Here is a 673-nt window from a genome sequence, read left to right as displayed (position 1 = left end):
CGCCACTAAAGCACGGGCAATAGCCAATGGTGAAACACCATCATGCTGATAGAAGTCTCGGTCTTCTGTCGCCAACAAGGCATCAACTAAAATTTCAGGGAATTGGTCACGACGTAAGAACAGACGTTGCTCATCACGATCTTTTTCAAGCATCCCAAGCATCTTTGGCTCAAGGCGCAAGTAGCCCAGATCGCCTTTTGATTCTAAAGATTGAATACGCTGCAAACCGCTGTCTGAGAAATGCAGCATGACGTGGCGATCCGGTTCTGGGCCATCAGCAAATTCAAAAGGACGGCGGATCAGTTCAACACGAGTCGAAGAAGAAGAATACTCACCAGGGTAACGAGGCTGACTTACCTTGCGGTAGTTCAGTACATCTAATTCGTTGCGAAGTTCTTGAATGGTGATGTTTTCACCTGGATTGAGGTTCAAAATGCGCGCGTACACAACGGTAGGCAATTCGAATAGCTGCCCATCAAAGCGTTCTTTAACCACACTATCTAGGTAAATACCAACAAACAGCAACACCGCGGCAAGAGCAACGCCGGCTTTCCAGCTAAAAGACCACAACACTTTGAGCCAAGAACGTTTCTCGTTGGTTGGCTTTTTACTCGGCGTGCGACGAGGGCGTTTTGTGGTGCCTTTTCTGGCTGTACTTTTCTTCGCAGGCGCT

General features: G+C 48.1%; 1 protein-coding gene. It reads right to left on the bottom strand.

Annotated elements, in window-relative coordinates; translation table 11 throughout:
- Positions 1–673, bottom strand: a 673-nt coding sequence (locus R7R78_RS26700; RefSeq protein ID WP_225474683.1) for a transglycosylase domain-containing protein, incomplete at both ends; no start/stop codon positions are given.

This window comes from Vibrio sp. 2134-1 (genome assembly GCF_033339495.1).
The sequence above is the reverse complement of the archived record's forward strand: the minus strand, read 5'-3'. Positions and strand labels throughout refer to the sequence as shown.